Source organism: Kitasatospora sp. NPDC059646, assembly GCF_042734615.1.
Taxonomy (GTDB): domain Bacteria; phylum Actinomycetota; class Actinomycetes; order Streptomycetales; family Streptomycetaceae; genus Kitasatospora.
Window position 1 is genome coordinate 53281 of record NZ_JBHWDS010000021.1, and the last position, 16058, is coordinate 69338.

Sequence of the window (16058 nt, forward strand, 5' to 3'; positions counted from 1 at the left end):
GAGGAGGAGGCGACGTCATGCGCAGGCGTCTGCGGCAACGGAAGAACCCGCTCCGGCGGGGCAGCGACCGGGTCCAGTGGTGGCTGACCGCGCTGGCGTTGGCCCTGGCGGTGGCCGGCCTGCCGATGGCCCTCGCCGTCGGCCTGGCGGTCCATCACGACCAGGCCCGGGCCGCCCGGGCGGAGGCCGCGTCCCGGCATCCGGTGACGGCGCGGCTGACCGAGGACGTCCCGGTCGGGGCCGGCACCGCGACGGTCCCGGCCACCGTCACCTGGACCGCCGACGGCACCTCCCACCGGGCCGTCGCCCGGGTCGTCCCCGGCGAGCGCGCCGGCGCCGAGGTGCGGATCTGGCTGGACGCCGCCGGCGCGGTCGTCCGCGCGCCGGCCACCACCGGCCAGGCCGTCGCGACGGCCTGGATCGCGGCCCTGCTGACCGGCGCCACCCTGCCGCTGGTCGGCGTCCTGGTCCGGGACGGCGGACGGTGCGTCCTCGATCGCCGCCGCTACGCCCGCTGGGACGCCGAGTGGCTGCTGGTCGAGCCGCACTGGACCCGCCGCCAGCCGAGCTGACGCGCCGTCACGGCCCGGGCGGACCCGGCGGCGTGCGCTGCGGTGCGGCGGTGTCCGGCGGATGCTGGGGCGGTGGAGAACCAGGAGGTTCCGATGGAGAACCAGCCCGCCCCGGCGCCCCGGCCGGGACTGCTCACCTTCCTCGGCGGTGTCGGCACCGTCACCGGCAGCAAGTTCCTCGTCGAGACCGACCACGCCCGCGTGATGGTCGACTGCGGGCTGTTCCAGGGCCCGGCCGAGCTGCGCCGCCGCAACCGGCGTCCGCTGCCGCTCGACCCCGCCGACGTGCACTGCGCGGTGCTCACCCACGCCCACCTCGACCACTGCGGCCACCTGCCCAAGCTGGTCGCGGACGGCTTCCGCGGCCCGGTGTTCACCACCCCGTACACCGCCCGGATCGCCGAGCTGATCCTCCGCGACAGCGCCCGCCTGCAGCGCGAGGAGGCCGACCACGCCAACCGGAACGGCTGGTCCAAGCACCGCCCGGCACTGCCGCTCTACACCGAGGACGACGTCGAGCGGACCCTCGCCCGCTTCGTCCCGGTGCCGCACGGCAGCGAGGTGGAGATCGCCGAGCGGACGGTGCTGCGCCTGCACCGGGCCGGGCACATCCTCGGCTCCTCGTGGGTGCACCTGGCCCTGGAGGACGGCGGCACCCTCGCGGTCAGCGGCGACCTCGGCCGCCCCGTCCACCCGCTGCTGAACCCGCCCGAGCCCTTCACCGGTGCCGACGCGCTGCTGGTGGAGTCCACCTACGGCAACCGGCGGCACGAGGAGAGCGCCGCCCGCGAGCGGTTCGCCGAGGCGGTCGAACGCACCCTGGCCCGCGGCGGGACGGTCGTGGTGCCGTCCTTCGCCGTCGACCGCACCGAGGTGATCCTGCACGAGCTCGCCGGGCTGCGCCGCACCGGCCGGCTGCCCGCCGGCGTCCCGGTGTTCGTGGACAGCCCGATGGCGCTCGCCACCCTTCGCATCTACCGGGACGCCTTCACCGAGCGGTCCCCCGAACTGCGCCCGGAGGTCCTCGCGCAGGGCGAGGCGGCGATCGGCCCGGAGCCCTTCCGGCCGGTCCGCTCCCTCCAGGAGTCGCTGGAGCTGGAGAGCTCGCCGCTGCCCGCCGTCCTGGTGTCCGCCTCCGGCATGGCCACCGGCGGCCGTGTCGTCCGCCACCTGCGGCGGCTGCTGCCCGACCCCCGCAACACCGTCGTCGTGGTCGGCTACGCGGCCGCGGGCACCCGCGCCCGCGACCTGGTCGACGGCGCCCGGGTCCTCAAGATGTACGGGACCTACGTGCCGGTCCGGGCGGAGGTGGTCGACGTCCCGGCGTTCTCGGCGCACGCGGACGCCGCCGAGATCGTCGACTGGCTGCGCCCGGCGCCCGCCCCCTCCGCGACCTACCTGGTGCACGGCGAACCGGACGGCTCGCAGGCGCTGCGCGACCGGATCGACCGCGAGCTCGGCTGGACGGCCGTCGTGCCGCGCTCCGGCGAACGCGTCCTGGTCCGCTGACGGGCGGACGGGACGGCCGGCCCGGGTTCAGTCCTGGTCGCCGGGGGGCGTGCTGGTGATCCGGCGTCCGCCGACGGACTCCGGCCGGATCCGGATCCACAGCGTGCGCGCACCGCCCGCCCAGGGCTGGACGGCGAGGTCGCGCATCAGCCGCTGCAGCGTCTCCCGGTCGTCGATCCGTTCGGCGGTGCCGGTGATCAGCACGCTCCAGCCGTTGCTGCGCCGGTCGTCGATCCGGTCGACCTCGAAGGACACCGCGCTGCCGGGCGCCGGGGCTGCGGCGCCGTTCTCGTGGGTGCGGTAGACGACGGTGCCGCGGTCGACGGTGTAGTTGACGGGGAAGACGGCCGGCCCGGCCTCGCCGGGCAGGGCGATCCGGCCGACGCCCCGGGCGCCGATCTTCTCCCAGCACTGCTCCTCGGTGAGCCGGAGCAGCACCGGCCGGGGCGCGGGCGGTGCCTGCCCGGGCGGCAGGTCGGCGCGGCCGTCGACGAGTTCCCGGTAGGACAGGCCGAGGGCGGCGGCGATCCGCAGGAAGCCGTTGGGGTCGAACCCGGGCCCGACGGACGTCAGGTACTCCAGGTACCGGCGGGACATGCCGGCCTCGCGGGCCAGCACGTCCCGGTCGAGGCCGAGCCCGGCCTCGCGCTCGGCGATCCGGCGGGCGATCGTCTCGGCGGCGGACGGGTCGGTCCGCGGGTGGGTGGGCACGGAGACCACCTCCGGGGTCAGGTGCGGAACAGGGCGACCTTGAGCGCGCCGGTGCCGGCGGCGTCGGCGAACACGTCGTAGGCCTCCGGCATCTCGCCGAGGCCGAACCGGTGGGTGACCAGGCCGCCGACGTCGAGCCGCTTCGCGGCGAGCAGGCCGAGCAGCAGCGGGGTGCTGCTGGTGTCGACCAGGCCCGTGGTGATGGTGACGTCCTTGATCCACAGGTCCTCCAGGTGCAGCACGGCGGGCTTGCCGTGCACGCCGACGTTGGCGACCCGTCCCCCCGGGCGCACCGCGCGGGTGCAGAGCTCGAAGGTCTCCGGGACGCCGACCGCCTCGATCGCCACGTCGACGCCGAGCCCGTCCGGGCCGAGCGCGCGCAGCGCGGCGTCGGTGTCGCCGCCGCCGGTCAGCACCTCGTCGGCGCCGGCCCGTTCGGCGGCGGCGAGCCGGTTCTCCGCCAGGTCGACGGCGACGATCCGGCGCGGGCTGTACAGCCGGGCGGCGGCGATCGCGGCGAGCCCGATCGGTCCGGCGCCGACCACCGCCACGGTGCTCCCGGGGCCGACCCGGCCGTTGCGGACCCCGACCTCGTACGCGGTGGGCAGGATGTCGGCGAACAGCAGCGCGGTCTCGTCGTCGACGGTGTCCGGCAGCGGGTGCAGCGAGTTGTCGGCGAAGGGGGTGCGCACGTACTCGGCCTGGGTGCCGTCGACCAGGTGCCCGAGGATCCATCCGCCGCCGCCGGTGCACTGTCCGAACATGGCGCGCCGGCAGTAGCCGCAGCGGCCGCAGGCCGAGATGCAGGAGACCAGGACCCGGTCGCCGGTCGCCACGGTGCGCACGGCGCTGCCGGTCTCGACGACGGTGCCGACGGCCTCGTGGCCGAGCACCCGCCCGTCGGCGACCTCGGGCACGTCGCCCTTGAGGATGTGCAGGTCGGTGCCGCAGATGGTGACGGCGTCGACCCGGACGATCGCGTCCTCGGGTGCCCGGAGCACCGGGAACGGGACCTCTCCCCAGGTGCGGCGGCCGGGTCCGTGGTAGGTCAGGGCCAGCATCGCTCTCACACTCCTCCGCCGGTGGCGCGCGCTTCCACTTCCAGCCTGGCCGCGGCCGCGCCGCGGGCCATGGGCCTGCCAGGTCCCGTCGGGGGCCGACCGGCCCCATCCGACGGCGGCCCGGCGGGGCCGCGCCTACGCTGGAAGGCGCCGTCACCGAGCCCGGAGGATCACGGTGGGCAACGCCGAAGAGAGTCCCGGTCCGGCTCCGTTGCCGCAGCTCAGGCTGGACGAGCTGCTGGAGGAGCTGCAGAGCCGGCTGGACGCCGCGCGCGGCACCCGCGACCGGGTGCACAGCCTGCTGGAGGCGGTTCTCGCGATCGGCCGGGACCTGGACCTGACACAGGTGCTGCGGCACATCGTGGAGGCCGCGGTGAGGCTGGTCGACGCCGAGTACGGGGCGCTCGGCGTGATCGGCGAGGACCGGCGGCTGTCGCAGTTCGTTCCGGTCGGCGTCTCCGAGGAGCAGGCCCGGCGGATCGGCCACCTGCCGGCGGGCCACGGCATCCTCGGCGAGCTGATCCGCCGGCCCGAGCCGCTGCGGCTGTCCCGGATCGCCGACCACCCGGCCTCGTACGGCTTCCCGCCGAACCATCCGCCGATGCGCAGCTTCCTCGGCGTGCCGATCCGGATCCGCGGCAGGGTGTTCGGGAACCTGTATCTGACCGAGAAGCGCGGGGCCGACGAGTTCGACGCCGAGGACGAGGCGGTGCTGGAGACCCTCGCGGTCGCCGCGGGCGTGGCCATCGAGAACGCCCGGCTGTACGCCCGGGCCCGGCTGCGGGAGCAGTGGCTGGCGGCCGGTGCCGCGGTCACCAACAGCCTGCTGTCGGGCAGCTCCGAGCAGGAGGTGCTCGACCTGCTGGTGTCCCGGGCCGCGGAGGTGGCCCGCGCGGACCTGGCGGTGGTCGCGCTGCCGGTGCCGGGCAGCAACGAGCTGGAGGTGCGGCTCGCCGTCGGCGTGGGCGCGGCCGCGCACAGCGGCCTGGTGCTGCCGCTGGAGGGCTCGTTCATGGGCGCGGCGGCCCGCTCCGGCGCCCCGGTCACCAGCGCCGACGTCGGCAGGGACCCGCGGATCACCGCGGGCCCGCCCCGCTGGGAGGGCCTCGGTCCCGCGCTGGCGGTGCCGATCGGCACCGCCGAGCTGGGCGTGCGCGGCGTCCTGATGCTGGCGAGGACGGAGGGCGCGCCGCGGTTCGAACCGGAGGAGTCGACGCCGCTGGTCGCGTTCGCCGGGCAGGCCGCCGTCGCCATGGAGCTCGCCGAGCGGCGCCGCGACGCGGAGCAGGTCGCGCTGCTGCGGGAACGCGACCGGATCGCCCGCGACCTGCACGACCTGGCGATCCAGCGCCTGTTCGCGGTCGGCATGACGTTGCAGAGCGCGACCCGGTTCATCGACCACCCGGAGGCCCGGGAGCGCGTGCTGCGGGCCATCGACGAACTCGACGAGACCGCCCGGACCGTCCGCGCCACCATCTTCGGCCTGCGGCTGCGCGAGGGCGGGCCGGCCGGCCACGGGCTGCGCGCCGCCGTGGCGGACGCCGTCGAGCGGGCCGCTCCGCTGCTGGGCTTCGCCCCGGCGCTGCGGATGGCCGGGCTCCTCGACACGGGCGTGCCCCGGGAGGTGGCGGAGCAGGCCGCCGCCGTCGTGCAGGAGGCGCTGTCGAACGCCGCCCGGCACGCGAAGGCGAGCGCCGTGGACGTCGCGGTCGAGTCGGACGGCCGGCACCTCGCCGTCACCGTCGCCGACGACGGGGTGGGCCTGCCCGAGGGCGGGCGGCGCAGCGGGCTGGCGAACCTCGCCGAGCGGGCCGCGGCGCTGGGCGGCGAGTTCCGGGCCCGTGCCCGGCCGGGTGGCGGCACCGAGCTGCTGTGGCGGGTGCCGCTGGGCGCCGGCTGACGGTCAGCCGTCGATCACCTCGGCGGCCGGCCGCCGGGGCGTCGGCGCGCCTTCCGGGCCGTAGCCCAGCCGCACCAGCATCTGGGCGTACGCGGGGCCGTGCCGGGGGTCCCGGACCGCCCAGCTCAGTGCCTGCCACTCCATCGCCTGGTGCAGCAGCGAGGCCCGGACGCCGTGGACGGTGGCGGCGAGCAGCAGGTGCTCCAGGGCGAGGCCCGCGTGCAGCCAGTCCACCGGGCGGTCGCCGCGGGTCAGCAGGACGGCGATCCGCGGGCGGGCCTCGAACCGGGCCGGGGCGAGGTGCCGTTCCGGCGCGAGCGCGGCGAAGTCGCGCATCGGGAGGCGGCCGTCCGCGTCCTGCGGGCCGAGCGCGGTGACCGGGATGCCGTCCGGGGAGGCGCCCGGCGGCCGCACCCAGCTGCGGCTCTCCGCCCGCTGGGCGGGGTCGGTGGCGCCGAACCGTTCCGCCTCGGCGGTGAGGTGCAGCAGGCGCGCGGTCTCGGCGTCGTCGGGCCACTCCAGTTCGGCGTCCTCGGCGCGGGCCGTGTCGGCGAGTTCGGCGAGGACGTCCGCCGGCACCGGCGGGCCGGTGAACGGGGCGCGGATCGAGTGCCGCCGCCAGATCGCGTCGTACAGCGCGTCGGCGGCGGGGGCGCGGCAGGCGGCGGCGCGGTCCAGTTCGACGCCCGCGAGCAGGTCGGGCTCGGCCGGGTCGGGCAGCAGCCGCACCTCCGGGGACCAGCCGAGGTGCTGGGCGGCGGTGCGCAGGTTGAGGACGGCCGCGCCCACCGAGATGTGCAGCGCCCGGCCGTCGGGGTCGATCACGCGCAGGGCGCGCTCGGGGGCGGCCCGCACCTCCAGCACGGAGGTCTCCGGGACCAGCCGGAAGTGCCACGGCTGGGTGTTGTGGACGGACGGTGCGGCGACGGCCGCGGCGACCAGCGTCTCCAGGGCGGGTGCGTCGAGGACGGGGGCGGTCACGGCGTCCGCCCCCTCCCGGTCGGTGCGCCCTGCCGCAGCGCCGCCAGCCGGCTCCGGTACTCCTCGGGGTCGATCTCGCCGCGGGCCAGGCGCTCGGCGAGCACCTGCTCGGGCTCGGCGGGCCGCGCGGGCCGGTGGTCGGCCGGGCGCGGGCCGGCGGCGCCGCCCGGGTGGCGCAGGAGCGCGACCGCGCCGACGGCCAGCAGCACCAGGAACAGCAGGACGGCGAGCATCATCAGGCCGAAGCCCCAGCCGCCCGTGCCGGATCCGTTCCAGTACATCATCACGCCCTCCCGGGCCGGTGGGCGCCGGGGCGGCGCCCCCTCACCGTCCACAGTGCGGCGCGGCGGCGGGGCGGCGCTTGGGCCGGACGGCCCCCTCCCGGCCGCCGGACGGACTCACCGCCGGTGCGGCGGGTGGTGCTCGTCCTCGGCGTGCGCGGCGAGCACGGCGGCCTGCAGGCGCCGTTCGACGCCCAGTTTGGCGAGCAGCCGGGAGATGTGGTTCTTCACGGTCTTCTCGGACAGGTACAGCTCGTGGGCGATCTCCCGGTTGGTCAGGCCGTCGCCGATCAGCGCCAGGATCTCCCGCTCGCGCGGGGTCAGCCGGTCGAGGGCCTCGTCGGCGTCGCCGTCCTGCTGGTGGCGCAGGCTCTCCATCAGCCGGCTGGTGGTCGCGGGGTCGAGCATCGACTGGCCGGAGGCCACGGCGCGGACCGCGGCCACCAGGTCGGCGCCCTTGACCTGCTTGAGGACGTAGCCGGCGGCGCCCGCCATGATCGCGTCGAGCAGGGCGTCGTCGTCGTCGAAGGAGGTGAGCATCAGGCAGGCCAGGTCCGGCATCCGGTCCCGCAGGTCCCGGCAGACGGACACGCCGTCGCCGTCGGGCAGCCGGACGTCCAGCAGGGCGACCTGCGGGCGCAGCGCCGGGACGCGGGCCAGCGCCTGCGCGCAGGTGCCGGCCTCGCCGACCACCCGGAGGTCCGGCTCGGCCTCCAGCAGGTCCTTGACCCCGCGGCGCAGCAGTTCGTGGTCGTCGAGCAGGAACACCGTCACCTGCGGCGGTGCCTCGCCGGAGCGGGTCTCGTCCATGCCGGCTCCCGGGGGAACGTCGGTCGGGTCCCTTCGATTCTGCCCGCCGGGCACCGGCCCGGCGCGGCGCCGGGGCCGCCGCGGCGGGCACACTGGAGCGGGGGCCGCACGAACGGAGGTGGCCGGTGGAATCCGACGCCAGGACCGGGCGGCGCGACGCCGGGCGCCCGCCGATGCCGGACCCGTGGACGCTGCGCTGGACCGGCGCCGGGCCGGCCGAGGAAGGGCTGCGGGAGGCGCTGTGCGCCGTCGGCAACGGCTACCTGGTCACCCGGGGCGCCGCGCCCGAGGCGGTGGCGGACGGCGTGCACTACCCGGGCACCTACCTGGCGGGCTGCTACGACCGTGCCGACTCGGTCGTCGGCGGGCGGACCTTCACCCACGAGGACCTGGTGAACTGCCCGAACTGGCTGCCCGTCACGTTCCGCGCCGCGGACGGCGCCTGGTTCACCGGGCCGCCCGCCGAGCAGGAACTCGCACTCGACCTGCGGCGCGGCGTGCTGACCCGCCGCGCGCTGTGCGAGGACGCGGCGGGCCGGCGCACCCTGCTGGTGCAGCGCCGCCTGGCCAGCATGGCCCGGCCGCACCTGGCGGCGCTGGAGACCGTGCTCACCCCCGAGAACTGGTCCGGGCGGCTGGAGGTCCGCTCGGCCCTGGACGGCACCGTCACCAACACGGGGGTGCCGCGCTACGCCGGCCTGACGGAGCGTCACCTCCGCCCGCGCGGCCAGGGCGCGGACGCCGACGGGACGCTGTGGCTGGAGGTCTCCACCGGCGCGGGCCGCCGCATCGCGCTCGCCGCCCGCCACCGGGTGCGGGTCGCGGGCCGGCCGGCCGGGGCCGCCCGCACCGGCGCGACCCGGGCGGGTTGGACGGCGCAGACCTTCGCCCTGGACGCCGCCGCCGGCGTGCCCGTCACCGTCGACAAGGCCGTCGCCGTCCACACCTCGCACGACCCCGCCACCGGCGACCCGCTCGACGCCGCCCGGCAACTCGCCGCCGAGGCCGGGGACTTCGACGAACTGCTGGCGGGCCACGCGCTGCGCTGGGCGCAGCTGTGGCGGCGCTTCGGCACCGACGCGGACTTCCCCGGCCTCGGCCCGCTGCACCTCGACCTGTTCCACCTGCTGCAGACCTTCTCCGAGCACTCCGCGGGCCTGGACGTCGGCGTGCCGGCCCGCGGCCTGCACGGCGAGGCGTACCGGGGCCACGTCTTCTGGGACGAGCTGTTCGTGCTGCGGGTGCTCGAACTGCGGTTCCCCGAACTCGCCCGCGCGGTGCTCCGCTACCGGCACCGCCGCCTGGACGCCGCCCGGCGCGCCGCCCGCGCCGAGGGCCGCCGCGGCGCGAGCTACCCGTGGCAGAGCGGGAGCGACGGGCGGGAGGAGTCGCCGCGGGTCCACCTCAACCCGCTGTCCGGCCGCTGGCTGCCCGACCACAGCCACCTGCAGCGGCACGTCGGGTCCGCCGTCGCCTACAACGTCTGGCAGTACTACCGGGCCACCGGCGACCTGGACTTCCTGGCGCAGGCCGGCGCCGAGACCCTGCTGGAGATCGCCCGGTACTGGGCGTCGGCGGCCGAGTACGTCCCCGCCCGGGGGCACTGGTCGATCCGCGGGGTGCTCGGGCCGGACGAGTACCACGACGCCTACCCGTGGGCCGACCGCCCGGGGCTCGACGACAACGCCTACACCAACGTCCTGGCGTCCTGGGTGCTCGCCCGGGCCGCCGACGCCCTCGACGCCCTGCCCGCGCACCGGCGCGGCGAACTGACGGAGCGGCTGGCCCTGGACGCCGCGGAGCTCGACCGCTGGCAGGAGGTCGGCCGGCACCTGCACGTCCCCTTCCACGACGGCGTGGTCAGCCAGTTCGACGGCTACGGGCGCCTCGCCGAGCTCGACTGGGACGCCTACCGCCGCCGCTACCCGGACCTACGGCGCCTCGACCGGATCCTGGAGGCCGAGGGCGACACCGCCAACCGCTACCGGGTGTCCAAGCAGGCCGACACGCTGATGCTCTGGTACCTGTTCTCGGCCGGCGAGGTCCGCGGCCTGCTGCGCCGCCTCGGCCACCCAGCCGGCCACGAGCTGATGCGCCGCACCGTCTCCTACTACCTGCGCCGGACCGTCCACGGCTCCACCCTCAGCTCCGTGGTGCACGCCTGGGTACTGACCCGCTGCGACCGCCGCGCCTCCTGGCGGCACTTCCGCGACGCGCTGACCGCGGACCTGCGCGACGCGCAGGGCGGCACCACCCGCGAGGGCGTCCACCTCGGCGCGATGGCCGGCGCCGTCGACCTGCTGCAGCGCTGCTACACCGGCCTCGAACTGGGCGAGGAGGTCCTCGGGCTCGACCCGCACCTGCCGTCCGCGCTCGGCGGCCTCGCCATGGACCTGTGCTACCGGGGCGAACGCGGCGTGCGCCTCTCGGTCGACCGCCGGACCGTCACGGTCGCCCTCGCCCCGGACCGGCGGGAGTCCGTCCGGATCCGCCTGCACGGCGTGCTGTCCACCGTCCGGCCCGGCGAGAGCCGCACCTTCACGCTCTGACCGGACGGGGGTCGCCCGGCCCTCGCCCGAGCCGCGGCGCACGCCTAGCGTGGAAGGTGATCCGGCCGTCACCGGACACGGCCGGCCCCAGCGGTGGAGGAGCCATGTCGTCTCGCACCGAACCCCGCCCGATCGTGCTGGGCGTCGACGCCCGACAGGTCAGCCCCGTGGTCGTCGGCTGGGCCGCCGACGAGGCCGAGCGGCGCGGACTCCCGCTCAGCCTGCTGCACGTCGTGCCGGACGAGCCCCGCGACCGGCGCGGCGACGGCGGCAGCTACCTGCAGTCGCTGCGCGAGGCCGGGGCCGTCGCCCTGGAGAAGGCCGAGGGCATCGCGCTCGAACGCCACCCGGGGCTGCGTCTGCGCTCCGCGCTGCGCGAGGGCAGCCCGGCGCCGCTGCTGTGCGCGGAGTCGGCGCGGGCCGCGCTGGTGGTGCTGGGTTCGCGCCGGCTCAACCGGCTGGAGGAGGCGCTGAGCCGCTTCTCCGTCGCCGTCCCGGTCAGCGCCCAGGCGCACTGCCCGGTCGCGGTGGTGCGCGAGCCCGAGCACACCAGCCTCCAGCCGCCGTACGTCGTGCTGGGCGTCGACGGCTCGCCGGCCTGCGGAGCGGCGGTGCGCTTCGCCGCGGACCTGGCCGGCCGCCGGGGCGCGGCCCTGCGCGCCGTGTGGGTGCGCCGGACCCCGGTGCGGCCGTTCGAGCCGCTGGAGAGCGAGCCGGAGATCCGGCGGCGGCTGTTCGAGTCGACCGCGGGCTGTCGCGCGGACGAACCGGACCTGGACCTCACGCACGAGGTGATCGCCGGGGACCCGGTGGACGAACTCGTCCGGGTGTCCGCGCACGCGCTGGCCGTGGTGGTCGGCCGGCACGGCCGGGGCGGGCTCACCGGCCTGCGGCTGGGCTCCGTCCCGCACGGCCTGGTCCGCCGGGCGCCCTGCCCGGTGATCACCGTCCCGTCCGCGCCCGGCGCCGACGCCCCGCTCGCGCGGGAGAGCTGACCGGGCGCCGCCGGCCCCGGCGCCGCCCGGGTCGGCGGGCCGGGTCGAGCCGCGCCGTGAGGTCCCCGGGGGCGGGGGTGCCCTCGCCGGCGCCGTCTTCTACCGCGGACTCGTCACCGGCCCTCCCGATCGACGAGGGCCTCCCCGACCGTTCGGTCCGCGTCCTCGGCCTGTAGCGCCCGCCGTCACCTCGGCGCGGCCGGGGTGTCGGCCAGCGCCGCCAGTTCCCGGACCAGGGTGTCCGGGCGCTGGAAGGTGAGCCCGGCCAGGGCGACGTGCCGCCAGCGGACGGTGCCGGCGGCGTCGAGGACGAAGACGGAGCGGCGCAGGCCGATGCCCGGCGCGGTGATGCCGTAGGACCGGGCGACCGCCTCGCCGGCGTCGGAGAGCAGCGGCAGGCCCAACCCGCGCTTGCGGGCGAAGCGTTCGTGGCTGTCGAGGTCCTGGCCGCTGATGCACCAGACGGCGGCGCCGAGTCCGGCGAAGCGGTCCAGGTCGGTGTTGTAGGAGCAGAGTTGGCGGGTGCAGACCAGGGTGTCGTCCCCGGGGTAGAAGGCGAGGACGAGCGGGCTGCCCTTGGCGTCGGCGAGGCGGTACTCGCGGCGCTCCGCGCCGTCCCCGGTCAGGCGCAGGCCGGGGAGGGCGAAGTCAGGGGCGGGCGTGCCCGGTTCGGGCGGTTTCGCCATGGCGGTGCTCTCCTTCGGGAGTGATCGACAGTTCGGGGGCGACCGGCGGTTCGGGGGTGGTCGGCAGTTCGGGGACGACCGGCGGTTCGGGGGCGACCGGCGGTACTGGGGTGGTCGGCAGTTCGGCGGCGGTCGGCGGCCGGCCGGCGGCCGGAGCCCCGGCGGCGGTCGACGGGCCGGGGGCGGCCGCCGGCGCGAGCGGGCCGGTGCGGTGCGGCGGGTAGAACTGGCGGGACCAGCGGCGGAACGGGCCGATCGGCCCGTCGCCGGCGGCCAGCCGGGGGCGCGAGAGGTACTGCTTGGTGGACCAGATCGGGAAGTCCGCGGCGGTGAACTCGCAGCTGAAGCGGAACATCGGCCCGGCCAGCAGCCGGGACAGCGTGCGGCTCGCGGCGCGGGCCAGGGCGGGTGGCAGCCGGGACGGTTCGGTCACCCGGAAGCGGCTGGCCTGCCGGAACTGCATCCGGCCCGGCCCGGTCGCGGTGGCCATCACCAGCGAGCACATCTCCAGGCCGAGGGCCGGGGTGTGGACGTCGGTGTGCAGGCAGCTGAGGCCGTACCCGTCGACCTCGACCTCGACCTGACGGCGGCCCAGCAGCGGGAACTGCTCCTGCACCCGCATCGAGACGTGGAAGGTCACGCCGTCGAAGGCGACGGGGGCGGCGAGTTCGCCGTGCGACCAGCCGTGCAGGGTGCGGAAGTGTCCGACGTCGACGGCGTTCTCCATGACGTCCTGGGGGTAGCCGGCCATCTCCCAGGTGGCGTGCCGGGACGGCAGGTCGCCGAGGACGTGCCAGGCGGGGATCTCCCAGTCGGGTTCGCGGCCGTCGTGGTGGTGCCAGACGAAGACGGCGTCGTTGACCTCGCGGACCGGAAGGTGCGTCAGGGCGGCCTTGGGCGGCGGGGTTCCGTAGCCGGTGCGCACGCACCGGCCGTCGGGGCCGAAGGCGAAGCGGTGGAAGGGGCAGACCAGGTCGTTGCCGGCGACCCGGGCGAGGCCGAGGTGGGCGCCCAGGTGCGGGCAGTACGGGCGGGTGGCGCGGATGCGGCCGTCGCGCTGCCGGTACAGCACGACGTCCTCGCCGGCGAGTCGGCGGGTCAGCACGGCGCCGGGCTTCAGTTCGGCGCCGAAGGCGAGGGCGGCCCAGCCGTCCGGGCAGGGCAGGGCGGGCGGCAGCGCGGCGTCGCCCGGGGTCGGGCCCTGGCTGGTGACCTGTCCGAACGTCCGGGACGGTCGCATGGGTCCTCCTGGTGGGTGGCCTGTTCGGGTGCGGCGGTTCAGAGTTCGACGACGACCTTGCCGCGGTTGTGGGTGCGGTCGTCGCTGTACAGGCTCTGGTAGGCGGCGGGGATGGCGTCGAAGCCCTGGTGGACGGTCTGCCGGTAGGAGATCTCGCCGGACCGGACCAGGCCGCCGACCTCGGCGCGGAGCGCGGCCCAGTTGGGCTCGGTGAACCACTCGGGCGCGAAGATGCCGCGGATGGTGGTGCGCGGGAACAGGATGTACGGCAGCAGGCGGGGCCCGGTGTGCTCGTTGCCGACCTGGGCCGCCCACTGCCAGCAGACCGCGACCTCGCTGTGGACGTTCAGCATGGTGAACGCCGCGTCGGTGACGGCGCCGCCGAGGTTGTCGAGGTAGCGGTCGATGCCGTCGGGGGCGGCCTTGCGCAGCAGGTCGCCGATCCGCTCGGGGTCGTCGCCGTGGCGGTAGACCACGGGGTGGATGCCGAGGCCGTCCAGGTAGTCGGCCTTCTGCTCGGAGCTGGTGGTGCCGATGACGCGGGCGCCGGCCCGGACGGCGAGTTGGCCGAACAGCGAGCCGACGGCACCGCTGGCGCCGCTGACCAGCACGGTGTGGCCGGGGCGCAGGGTCATGAACTTGGTCAGGGTGCCCCAGGCGGTCATGCCGGGGCTGCCGAGGATGCCGAGGGCGGTGCTGATCGGGAGGGTGTCGTCGTAGTGGGCGGGGTCGAGGCGGCGGTACTCGGGGAAGACCATCGGGAAGGTGCCGGTCTGCCAGAGCCGGGCGTCGCCGGTGCCGACGAGGTGGGTGCACCAGCCGCCGTAGCCCTCGACCAGGTCGCCGACGGCGAACCGGGCGCGCGGTCCGGCGGCGAGCACCTCCATGACGGCGTCGCCGCCCATCAGGTCGCCGAGCGGGGTGTCGAGGGTGATGCCCTGCAGGTAGGGGTCGAGCGAGAGGTAGCGGGTGCGGAAGAGCATTTCGTCCTCCCGGAGGTCGACGGGGACGTCCTCGACGACCTTGCGGTACATCCGGTGGGCGTCGGGCACTCCGTCGAGGTGTTCCTGGACGACCCACTTGGCGATCTGCACGGTGTGTTCTCTCCTCAGTGTCCGACGGGCCTCAGGGTCCGACGGGGTCGACGACGTGGGTGGGCGGTGGTGCGGTGCGGTCGATGTCGGCGCGGAACGGTTTGCCGTCGTCGCGGCAGACGAACTGCATGACGTGGCGTCCGGCGGCGGCGGCGCGGATCAGGCCGCCGGTGGTGGCCCAGACGCCGGAGAGGTAGAAGTTCCGCAGGCCGGGCAGGGCGGGTCCGTTGCGTTTGATCTCCTGCTCCAGCGTCTCGCCGCTCTCGACGAACGGCTGCCAGCCGAGCACGGTGCCGTCGTAGTTGCCGGTGTAGCGGACCTGGGTGAGCGGGGTGGAGACGTCCCGGACGGCGACGGCGTCCTTCAGGCCGGGGTAGCGCTGGTCGAGGAACTCCACGACGGTGTCCCGGACTTGGCGCTTGGCGGTCTGGTAGGCGCGGCCGCGGCCGGTGGGCAGGGTGTGCAGTTCCTCGCCGCGGCGCAGCCGGCTCTGCTGCTCGGGGCCGGTGCTGAGGGCCCGCCAGGGGGCGATGTCGCAGAAGTAGCTGGCGTAGACGACGGTCGAGCCGGCGGGCGACAGTTCGGGGTAGTGCCGGCTGCGGAACTGGACGTTGATGCTGGGGTGGCGGATGCCGGTCAGCCTGGCGGCGCGTTCCTCGTCCAGCAGGTAGGTGGTGCACGGTTCGCCGTCGGGGAAGGGTCGCCGCATGCCGAGGAAGACGGTGACGTAGCCGGGGAAGACCATGCCGGGGCGTTCGATGGTGCGGGTGTACAGCTCGCGGTAGGTGTCGCCGAGGTAGCGCCCCTTGAGGAAGTCCATCAGGGTGGTGCGGCCGTCGCAGGCGGAGACCACGATGTCGGCGCGGAGTTCCTGTCCGTCGCTGAGCCGGACGCCGACCGCGCGGTCCTCCTCGACGATCACCTCGGTGACCTTGGCGTTGTAGCGGACGTCGCCGCCGAGCCGCCGGTAGCGTTCCTCGATCGAGCGGGCCAGTCCGAGCGAGCCGCCCTCGGGGACGCCGGCGGAGAGGTTGGCGTGGCAGGCCAGTTGGAAGTAGAACGGCAGGACCGGGAAGGCGGGGTGGCGCTCGTACAGGATGTAGTTGAACGCCTCGCGCAGCAGCGGGTGCCGGAACCGGGCCGAGTAGTCGGTCATCAGGGTGCCGATGGAGCGCCGGATGACGTTGAAGTGGGGCAGGAAGCCGGCCAGCATCCGCCAGCGTTCCAGGGTGCCCATCAGCCCGACCGGCTTGAGGAAGGGGTACCTCGCCAGGCAGGCGCGGAACTTGCGCAGCCCGGCGCAGAACTCCCGGATCGGGCGGGCGTCCTCGGGCGAGATGGCCAGCAGGTGGGCTTCCAGCCGGTCGGGGTCGGAGTAGAAGTAGACCTCGCCGTGGCCGGTGCGGACGATGTTGAAGACGTCGAAGTGGCGCATCTGCTTGCCCTGGAGCGCGCCGAGCTCCAGCCAGATCTGGTGCATCTCGTTGCCGGGCCCGCAGCCCAGCAGCCAGCTGATGCAGCAGTCGAAGGTGAAGTCGCCGCGGTCCCAGGCGGTGCAGCAGCCGCCGGGGAGTTCGTGCATTTCCAGGACGGTGCTGCGGTAGCCGTTCATCTGGGCGTAGCAGGCGGTGGAGAGTCCGCCGAGGCCGGCCCCGATGACGATCATGGT

Annotated in this window: 14 protein-coding genes; 5 read left to right on the forward strand and 9 right to left on the reverse strand. The window is 75.8% G+C overall.

Going from position 1 to position 16058, the window contains the following annotated elements:
* The first annotated feature begins 17 nt into the window (after positions 1–17).
* Together ACFV1L_RS17375 and ACFV1L_RS17380 are read left to right on the forward strand one after the other, a co-directional pair.
* On the forward strand, positions 18–572 hold the full coding sequence (locus ACFV1L_RS17375; protein WP_380366695.1) for a hypothetical protein: 555 nt from the start codon (positions 18–20) through the stop codon (positions 570–572).
* A 93-nt stretch (positions 573–665) separates the two neighbouring features.
* Positions 666–2081 (forward strand): MBL fold metallo-hydrolase RNA specificity domain-containing protein, encoded by a 1416-nt coding sequence (locus tag ACFV1L_RS17380; RefSeq protein WP_380366697.1) that lies wholly within the window; start codon positions 666–668, stop codon positions 2079–2081.
* A gap of 27 nt (positions 2082–2108) precedes the next feature.
* Here the strand turns inward: ACFV1L_RS17380 and ACFV1L_RS17385 are convergent, their stop codons facing one another.
* Positions 2109–2792 (reverse strand): pyridoxamine 5'-phosphate oxidase family protein, encoded by a 684-nt coding sequence (locus tag ACFV1L_RS17385; RefSeq protein ID WP_380366699.1) that lies wholly within the window; start codon positions 2790–2792, stop codon positions 2109–2111.
* A gap of 17 nt (positions 2793–2809) precedes the next feature.
* Entirely contained in the window at positions 2810–3853 is a 1044-nt protein-coding gene (locus ACFV1L_RS17390) for a zinc-dependent alcohol dehydrogenase family protein (protein WP_380366701.1), read from the reverse strand.
* 211 nt (positions 3854–4064) lie between these two features.
* Here ACFV1L_RS17390 and ACFV1L_RS17395 point away from each other — a divergent pair, with 211 nt between their 5' ends.
* A complete protein-coding gene (locus ACFV1L_RS17395; RefSeq protein ID WP_380366703.1) occupies positions 4065–5753 on the forward strand; it encodes a GAF domain-containing protein in 1689 nt (562 codons plus the stop codon).
* A gap of 3 nt (positions 5754–5756) precedes the next feature.
* Here the strand turns inward: ACFV1L_RS17395 and ACFV1L_RS17400 are convergent, their stop codons facing one another.
* The 3 genes from ACFV1L_RS17400 to ACFV1L_RS17410 form a co-directional block, all read right to left on the reverse strand.
* Entirely contained in the window at positions 5757–6734 is a 978-nt protein-coding gene (locus ACFV1L_RS17400; RefSeq protein ID WP_380366705.1) for an Acg family FMN-binding oxidoreductase, read from the reverse strand.
* Complete coding sequence (locus ACFV1L_RS17405) at positions 6731–7018, reverse strand: SHOCT domain-containing protein (RefSeq protein ID WP_380366707.1); 288 nt, start codon at positions 7016–7018, stop codon at positions 6731–6733. The genes ACFV1L_RS17400 and ACFV1L_RS17405 overlap by 4 nt, the downstream gene beginning before the upstream one ends.
* Positions 7019–7132: 114 nt before the next feature.
* Positions 7133–7825, reverse strand: coding sequence for a response regulator (locus tag ACFV1L_RS17410; RefSeq protein WP_380366709.1), 693 nt, complete (start codon positions 7823–7825; stop codon positions 7133–7135).
* Between the two features lie 125 nt (positions 7826–7950).
* Between ACFV1L_RS17410 and ACFV1L_RS17415 the strand changes: the two genes are divergently transcribed.
* Together ACFV1L_RS17415 and ACFV1L_RS17420 are read left to right on the forward strand one after the other, a co-directional pair.
* Positions 7951–10374 carry a glycoside hydrolase family 65 protein gene (locus ACFV1L_RS17415; RefSeq protein ID WP_380366711.1) on the forward strand — a complete coding sequence of 808 codons (2424 nt, stop codon included), beginning with the start codon at positions 7951–7953 and terminating at the stop codon, positions 10372–10374.
* Positions 10375–10478: 104 nt separating this feature from the next.
* The gene (locus ACFV1L_RS17420) at positions 10479–11369 is read left to right on the forward strand and encodes a universal stress protein (protein WP_380366713.1); all 891 of its coding nucleotides are present in this window, start codon (positions 10479–10481) and stop codon (positions 11367–11369) included.
* A gap of 185 nt (positions 11370–11554) precedes the next feature.
* Here the strand turns inward: ACFV1L_RS17420 and ACFV1L_RS17425 are convergent, their stop codons facing one another.
* Genes ACFV1L_RS17425 through ACFV1L_RS17440 form a run of 4 tightly spaced genes read right to left on the reverse strand, consistent with a single transcriptional unit; the run spans position 11555 to position 16055 of the window.
* On the reverse strand, positions 11555–12055 hold the full coding sequence (locus ACFV1L_RS17425; protein ID WP_380366715.1) for a peroxiredoxin: 501 nt from the start codon (positions 12053–12055) through the stop codon (positions 11555–11557).
* Complete coding sequence (locus ACFV1L_RS17430) at positions 12018–13295, reverse strand: Rieske 2Fe-2S domain-containing protein (protein ID WP_380366717.1); 1278 nt, start codon at positions 13293–13295, stop codon at positions 12018–12020. Before ACFV1L_RS17430 ends, ACFV1L_RS17425 begins: the two co-directional genes overlap by 38 nt.
* A 38-nt stretch (positions 13296–13333) precedes the next feature.
* A complete protein-coding gene (locus tag ACFV1L_RS17435; protein WP_380366718.1) occupies positions 13334–14389 on the reverse strand; it encodes an MDR family NADP-dependent oxidoreductase in 1056 nt (351 codons plus the stop codon).
* Positions 14390–14420: 31 nt separating this feature from the next.
* Positions 14421–16055 carry a phytoene desaturase family protein gene (locus ACFV1L_RS17440; protein WP_380366794.1) on the reverse strand — a complete coding sequence of 545 codons (1635 nt, stop codon included), beginning with the start codon at positions 16053–16055 and terminating at the stop codon, positions 14421–14423.
* Between the last annotated feature and the right edge of the window lie 3 nt (positions 16056–16058).